The organism is Mycobacterium sp. NGS40, from assembly GCF_059812735.1.
Map to the genome: position 1 here is coordinate 1 of NZ_JCALDG010000107.1, position 717 is coordinate 717.

The 717-nt window shown below is 69.3% G+C and carries 1 protein-coding gene; it reads left to right on the forward strand.

Going from position 1 to position 717, the window contains the following annotated elements:
- Positions 1-717 (forward strand): serine/threonine-protein kinase (locus AC5Y5O_RS32135; protein ID WP_500028762.1); only part of this gene is annotated, 717 nt, incomplete at both ends.

Sequence of the window (717 nt, forward strand, 5' to 3'; positions counted from 1 at the left end):
GACACCGTCAAAACGTTGGGAACCTTCACCTACGCCGCACCCGAACTACTGCGCGGCGCCACACTCGATGGCCGTGCCGACCAATACGCTCTGGCCGCCACGGCCTACCACTTGCTGACCGGCGTCCCACCCTTTTCCGATACAGATCCCATCTCAGTGATCCACGCGCATTTGACCTCGCCACCTCCGCGCCCCGGAAACACCCGCCCGGACATGGCCATCACCGACGTGGTGTTCGTCCACGCCATGGCCAAAGACCCCACCCAACGCTTCCCCCGATGCAGCGACTTCGCCGCCGCCCTGACCAGCCAGCTCCAAAGCCCCGCCCCAACCCCGGCCCCAGGCGCATTGCCCCTGCCCACCTCAGCGCCCCTGGCCGCCCCGACTCCCCCACCCCCCTTCGCGCCCACCACTCCCCCACCCTGGCCTGGCCCACACCCCGCCTTCCCACCACCGACGGCCCCCCGCTACCCCACCCCGCCACCACACAGAGCACCTATACCGCGGCGCTCCCGCAAACGGCTTGTGGTATCAGCAGTTTCGGCACTGGCGGTGGTGGCCCTGGTGGTTGGCGGCGGCATCTTCGCGGTAGCCAAATTCAGCGGTCCCGACGCGGCCCAGCGCGCCGCGCAAGACCGCGAGGCCGCGCGCCTGGTGGGCCAGCACTATTTGGAGGCGCTAGCCACCGGAGATGCCCAGACCGCTGTGTCGCTGAGC